The sequence below is a fragment of the Cellulomonas persica genome (assembly GCF_007989825.1).
Classification (GTDB): Bacteria; Actinomycetota; Actinomycetes; order Actinomycetales; family Cellulomonadaceae; genus Cellulomonas; species Cellulomonas persica.
Genome location: NZ_BJUA01000022.1, coordinates 22173 through 28710, shown reverse-complemented (window position 1 = coordinate 28710; position 6538 = coordinate 22173). Strand labels below are relative to the sequence as shown.

At 72.6% G+C, this 6538-nt stretch carries 4 protein-coding genes; 3 read left to right on the top strand and 1 reads right to left on the bottom strand.

The features are described from left to right. Together CPE01_RS15275 and CPE01_RS15270 are read left to right on the top strand one after the other, a co-directional pair. Positions 1-891, top strand: an 891-nt coding sequence (locus tag CPE01_RS15275) for an endo-1,4-beta-xylanase (RefSeq protein WP_186811577.1), incomplete at its 5' end; no start/stop codon positions are given. Between the two features lie 120 nt (positions 892-1011). Next, positions 1012-1878, top strand: coding sequence for a GNAT family N-acetyltransferase (locus tag CPE01_RS15270; RefSeq protein WP_146807667.1), 867 nt, complete (start codon positions 1012-1014; stop codon positions 1876-1878). A 36-nt stretch (positions 1879-1914) separates the two neighbouring features. Here the strand turns inward: CPE01_RS15270 and CPE01_RS15265 are convergent, their stop codons facing one another. Then, entirely contained in the window at positions 1915-5388 is a 3474-nt protein-coding gene (locus tag CPE01_RS15265) for an EAL domain-containing protein (RefSeq protein WP_186811576.1), read from the bottom strand. 146 nt (positions 5389-5534) lie between these two features. Here CPE01_RS15265 and CPE01_RS15260 point away from each other — a divergent pair, with 146 nt between their 5' ends. Further along, on the top strand, positions 5535-6533 hold the full coding sequence (locus CPE01_RS15260) for a phosphotransferase family protein (RefSeq protein ID WP_186811575.1): 999 nt from the start codon (positions 5535-5537) through the stop codon (positions 6531-6533). Positions 6534-6538: the final 5 nt, after the last annotated feature.

Sequence of the window (6538 nt, the reverse complement as noted above, 5' to 3'; positions counted from 1 at the left end):
CGCGCCGCCGACCCGGGCGCCAAGCTCTGCTACAACGACTACAACACCGACGGCATCAACGCGAAGTCCACGGGCGTCTACAACATGGTCCGGGACTTCAAGCAGCGCGGCGTGCCGATCGACTGCGTCGGGTTCCAGTCGCACCTCGGCACGAGCCTGCCCGGCGACTACCAGGCCAACCTCCAGCGGTTCGCCGACCTGGGCGTCGACGTGCAGATCACCGAGCTCGACATCCAGCAGGGCGGCAACCAGGCGAACATGTACGCCCAGGTGACCAACGCGTGCCTGGCGGTGGCGCGCTGCAACGGCATCACCGTGTGGGGCGTGCGGGACAGCGACTCGTGGCGCACCGGTGCCAACCCGCTGCTGTTCGACGCGTCCGGCAACAAGAAGGCCGCGTACACCTCGGTGCTCAACGCCCTCAACGCCGGCGGAAACAACGGCGGCGGCGACAGCTCGATCGACACGAGCGCCTGGTACGTGCTGCTCAACCGCAACAGCGGCAAGGCGCTCGACGTCTACAACCTCGCGACGAACGACGGCGCCCGGATCACGCAGTGGTCCCGGAACAACGGCAACCAGCAGCAGTGGCAGTTCGTCCCCACCGGCGACGGCTACTACGAGATCCGGTCCCGGCTGTCCGGCAAGAACCTCGACGTGTACGCCAAGTCCACGGCCGACGGAGCGGCGATCGTGCAGTGGACCGACAACAACGGGGCCAACCAGCAGTGGCGCGCGACGGTCTCCGGCGGCTACGCCACGCTGATCAGCCGCATCAGCGGCAAGGCGCTCGAGGTGCAGGGGGCCTCGACGGCCGACGGCGCGAACATCGTCCAGTACTCGAGCTGGGGCGGCGCCAACCAGCAGTGGCAGCTCGTCCGCGTGGGGTAGTCGCCCGTGGACGGCAGGGTCGGCCCGGTCGCCGTCGCCGGGCCGGCCCTCGCCCACGCGCACGCTCGTCGTCCGAGTAAAGCCGTGCGCAGCACGGCATGCGGGGTGTGGGATCGCCGCATGCCTGTCGTGCTGTCGACGCCCTCGCCGGACCGGTTGCCGCACGTCGTCGCGACGCTGCGGTCCTGGCAGGACGAGGGCGCGCCCCTGCAGCTGCACCCCGGTGACCTGGGCTGGTTCTGGCGGTTCGGCACGGACGCGGTCGCCGCCGCCGTCCGCACGTGGACCCAGGACGACGAGCTCGTCGCGATCGGCTTCCTCGACGGGCCCGACGCGTTGCGCATGACGGTCGCGCCCCCGGCGTGGCGGTCCGACGACGTCGCGCAGCAGGTCGTCGCCGACGTCGTCGACCCTCGCCGCGGCGTCCTGCCCGACGGCGCGGGCGTGGTCGAGGCGCCGAACGCCACCCGCGTGCACGAGCTGCTCGGGGAGCACGGCTGGCCCACGGGCGAGTCCTGGACCCCGCTGCGGCGCGACCTGCGCGAACCCGTCGAGACCACCGACCTGCAGGTCGAGGTCGTCGCACCGGGACGGACCGCCGACTTCACCGCCGTGCACCGCTCGGCGTGGGCGAACGACCGGTTCACCGACGAGGTGTGGCGCACCATGGCGGACGGGTCGCCGTTCGCCGACGCGTGGTGCCTGCTCGGGCGCGACCCCGCCGGCGTGCCCGTCGCGGGGGTCACCGTGTGGTCGGCCGGCCCCGGCAGGCCCGGGCTGCTCGAGCCGATGGGGGTGCACCCCGACCACCGCGGGCGCGGTCACGGCCGCGCCATCTGCCTCGCCGCCGCCGCCGCGCTCCGGTCGTCGGGCTCGTCGTCGGCGCAGGTCTGCACCCCGACCACCCTGACGTCCGCCGTCGCGACCTACCGCTCCGCGGGCTACCTGCCCGAGCCCGTCCGCCTGGACCGCACCCGCCCCGCCTGACGGACGCCCGACGCCCGGACGACGACCGTCCGGGCGTCAGCGGACGACGTCGAGAGGTGCGGGGACGGCCTCGTCGGCCTGAGCGAGCAGGAGGCGCGTGGCCTCGGGCGCGGGAACCGGGCGGGAGAACAGGTAGCCCTGGACCAGCGGGCAGCCGAGCTCGGCCAGGGCCGTGGCCTCGTCCTCCGTCTCGACGCCCTCCGCGATCACCGTCAGGCCGAACCGCCCACCCATCGTGATCATCAGGCCGACGAGCTCCCGGCTGCGCGAGCTGGTCTTCATGCGCTGGATGAACGAGCGGTCGATCTTCAGGGCGGACACGGGCAGCTCGTGCAGCGCGGACAGCGAGGAGTGCCCGGTCCCGAAGTCGTCGATCTGGAACTCGACGCCCTCGTCACGCAGCTGGCGCAGGAACGAGACCGCGACGTCCTGGTTGTGCATGATGACGCCCTCGGTGACCTCGAAGATCAGGGACGAGGCGGGCACGTCGTAGCGCTTGAGGACGGACAGGAGCGTGGGCATCAGCTCGGGGTCCCAGAACTGCCGGTTGGACAGGTTGACGCTCACGGTGACGTCGCTGAAATCGGGGACCGTGTCGAGCCACTCGGCGATCTGCCGGCAGGCCTGCACGATGGTCCACTGGCCGATCTGGCGGGTCTGGCCGGTGGCCTCCGCGACGGGCAGGAAGTCGTTCGGCGGGACCAGTCCCCGCTCGGGGTGGTTCCACCGGATCAGGGCCTCGAGCCCGACGATGCGGCGCGTGTCCAGGTGCACGATCGGCTGGTAGTACAGCTCGAACTGCTCCAGCGCGATGCCCTGGTCGAGCGCGGACTCGAGCTGCAGGCGGGCCACCGCACGCGCGTGCATCGCGCCGTCGAACATGACGACCGAGCCAGGTCCGTGCGCCTTGGCGCGGTACATCGCGGTGTCGGCGTCGCGCAGGTACTCGTCGGCCGAGGTGTACCCGCTCGCGGACACGGCGATGCCGGCCGCGGCGCTGACGGCGCGCGTGCCCTCCGTGAGCACCACCGGCACGGAGATCTCCGTCAGCAGTCGGCGCACGACGTCGGGGAGGGTGGCCACCTCGCTCACGTCGTCGAGGAGCAGCACGAACTCGTCGCCGCCGAACCGCGAGACCGTGTCGCCGGCCCGCAACCCCGCGGAGAGCCGGTGGGCGACCTCGATCAGCAGCTCGTCGCCGACCTGGTGACCGAGGCTGTCGTTGACCACCTTGAAGCCGTCGAGGTCCATGAAGACGACCGCGAACATGTACTCCGGGTCGCGGCGGGTGCGCACGATCGTCCGCTCCAGCCGCTCCAGGAACAGCGCCCGGTTCGGCAGCCCGGTCAGCGGGTCGTAGTGGGCGTCGTTGCGCAGCCGGTCCTCGAGCTCCTTGCGCTCGGTCACGTCGGTCATCGAGCCGACCAGCCGGATGGCGCGCCCGTCGGGGCCGCACACCGACAGCACGTTGGTGGTCATCCACCGGTAGCTGCCGTTCGACGTGCGCAGCCGGTACTCGATCTCGAGCGACTGCTCGATCCCGGACACGAGGTGGTCGAGCGCCCGGTCGAACGTGCCCCGGTCCGCGGGGTGGATCCGGTCCAGCCACTCGTCGGGCGTGCTGTCGAGCTCGTCGTCGGCGTAGCCGAGCAGCGCCTTCCAGCGTGCGGAGTAGAAGACCGTCCCCGTGCTCAGGTCCCAGTCGGACATGCCGTCGTTCGCGGCCTCCGCGGCCAGCGCGTAACGCTCCTCGCTGACGCGCAGCCGTTCCAGCGCCCGGTCCTGCTCGAGCGCCACCGACAGCAGCACCGCCCAGTGGTTGACCCGCTCGAAGACGGCCTCCCCCATCACGTCGAACGCGCCCGTCAGGGACATGAACCCGTGCTCGTTGCCGTCGAAGTCCACCGGCAGGACGATCGTCAGCTCACGCGGGTCGAGCTCGTCGGCCGCCGAGAGCAGCGCGGGGAAGGACCGCACGTCGCACGGCTCGTCGAGCTCCCTGCCGTTCTCGTCGCCGGGGAACACGCCGACGAGCCGCAGCTCCCCGACCTCGTTCCACAGAGCCAGGCTCGCGGTGCGGACGCCGGTGTCGGCGAGCCAGGTCAGGGTCCTGGGGTTGCTGCCGTTGCGGCGCACCAGGTCGGTGCTGATCCGGTAGTGGCGGCGCTGCACGTCGACGTGCTGGTTCAGCACGACCGCGCTGTCGTGCTGCTGGTAGAACCGCAGCGCGCGGGTCGCGACGTCCGCGGCGCACTGGAGGACGGCGGTCGCGGCCCGCCAGTCGCCGGGCGCGAGGTGGTGGGCGACGGCCTCCGCGAGCCCGCGCAACGCGACCAGCGCGTTCACCGGGTACGGCGAGGTGGCGACCGCGCGCCGCAGCGCGTCCGCGGCGGCCTTCTCCGCCGTGTCCAGGTCGCTGCGGTCGGCGGGGCCGACGTCGTTCGCCCGCACCGTCTCGGCGAACAGTGTGACCAGTCGCTGCACGGCCAGCCGCAGTCCGGGGTGCTGCGCCGACGGCAGCTCCTCGTCGCCGTACAGCGCCGCACCGAGCTGGTCGATGAACGGCAGGCTCACCGTCTCCAGGCTGCCCCGGTCGGTCACGTCGTCGTCGGTGCCGCCCCGGCAGCCGCAGGACTCCCGCACGACGAACGTGACCGGGATGGCGTGCAGCCCGGTCTCGACGTGCTCGCCGCGCAAGGCCCGCATGGCCAGCGAGCCGGCGGTCACCCCCGCGAGGTTGAAGCTCTGGGACACGCTCGTCAGCGGCGGGCGGTACTCGGCTGCCGCGGCGATGTCGTCGAACCCGACCACCGCGACGTCCTCCGGGACGTCGAGGCCGTCCTCGGTGAGCGCCTCGATCACCGCCATCGCCGTCGCGTCGGTGCAGGCCACCACGGCGGTGGGCATCCGGTCCCGCTCCCGCAGACGTCGCACCGCCACCGCGCCGTCGTACCGCTCCTCGGTCGTCCAGGGGACCACCACCGGCTCGGGCGCCACCAGGCCGTGCGCCTGCATGGCCGCGCAGAACGCGGCGTACCGGATCTCGTCGTCACCGTTCGCCGGGCGCCGGCCCGCGAACACGATGTCCGAGTGCCCGTGGCCCACCAGGTGGTCCACGGCCGCCGAGATGCCGCTCGCGTTGTCCGGCACCACCGTCGGGCAGTCCAGCCCCGTCGGCGCGGCGTACAGGGTGATCACCGGCTTGCCGCTCGCGGAGAAGTCCCGCAGGTAGGTGTAGTCGGTGGTGGTCACCGCGACGACGAGCGCGTCGAGGTGGTCCCACGCGACCTGCGACGAGAACTTCTCGTCGGCCATGGCCTTGAAGAACCCGGCCTCGCGCGCCTGGATCGCCACGACCCGAGCGCCCTGCGCGGCCACGGTGTCCATCAGGCCGTCGAGGATGCTTCCGTAGAAGTAGCCGTGCACGTTCGGGGCAAGGAAACCGATCACCGGCGGCCGCGCGGCGCGCGCGACATCACCGTGCCGCTGGTCGTCGCTGGATCCGCTCACAGACCAGCAATCGACCGAGTTGCTCCCCGACCTGAGACGTTCCGCGCCCCCTCTGTGGATGCCCGGCCGGTACGACTCGACATATCCCCATCCTCCGGACGAGAAACTGCGCGACTGCCTCGCGCCGGGCCCGCTACCGTGCCCCGATGCAGCACGACGCGGCCACCGCCGCACTCTCAGAGCCCGCACGCGCACCCCACAGCGGCACGGCCCAGCGGCCCTCGTGGGACGCCCTGCCCGAGCGCGTGCGGGCCGCGATCGAGTCGCGCGCCGGCGCACCGGTGGTCCGCGCGCGCTCGCAGGACGGCGGGTTCACCGAGGGCTTCGCGAGCCGGCTCGAGCTGGCCGACGGCACGCGCGTCTTCGTCAAGGCGGCCTCGACGTCCCGCGGCGAGCACGCCCACCACGCCTACCGGCACGAGGCCCTCGTCGCCGGGCTGCTGCCCGAGGCCGTCGCGGCACCGCGGCTGCTCTGGACCCTCGACCTCGAGGACTGGGTGGTGCTCGCGTTCGAGGACGTCGAGAGCACCCCGCCCCAGCGGCCCTGGGTGCCCGACGAGCTCGCCGTGGTGCTCGTCGCGCTCGAACGACTCGCCGAGGCGCTGACGCCGGCCCCCGAGGCGCTGCTCCCGCTCGGGACGACCGCCGACCTCGACGACGACCTGCGGTTCTGGCGTCGGTGCTCGTCGGGGGACGCCGACCTCACGCTCGTGCCGACCCCGTGGCGCCACCGGGTCGACGAGCTCGCGGCCCTCGAGAGCCGGTGGGCGCAGGCCGCCGCCGGGAGCACCGTGGTGCACTTCGACCTGCGCGACGACAACATCCTGCTCGCCGCCGACGGCCGGGTGCTCGTGTGCGACTGGAACTGGATCCAGCTCGGAGCCCCGTGGATCGACCTCGTCGGACTGCTCGTGAGCGTGCACGGCGACGGTCTCGACGCCGATCGGGTCGTCGCGACGCACGCCCTGACCCGGGACGTCCCGCCCGCCTCGATCGACGCGTTCCTCGTCGCGCTCGCCGGGTACTTCGTCGACGCCGCCGGCCGGCCGCCGGTCGAGACGTCGCCGTGGCTGCGCGTGCACCAGGCCTGGTACCGCGAGGCGACCCTCGACTGGCTGACCACCCGCCTCCCCCGCGCCCGGTGAGGTCG

What these genes read in the sequence shown, in the direction of transcription:
- CPE01_RS15270 (WP_146807667.1), top strand. Translation starts at nt 1,012, where the DNA reads ATGCCTGTCGTGCTGTCGACGCCCTCGCCGGACCGGTTGCCGCACGTC.
- CPE01_RS15260 (WP_186811575.1), top strand. Translation starts at nt 5,535, where the DNA reads ATGCAGCACGACGCGGCCACCGCCGCACTCTCAGAGCCCGCACGCGCA.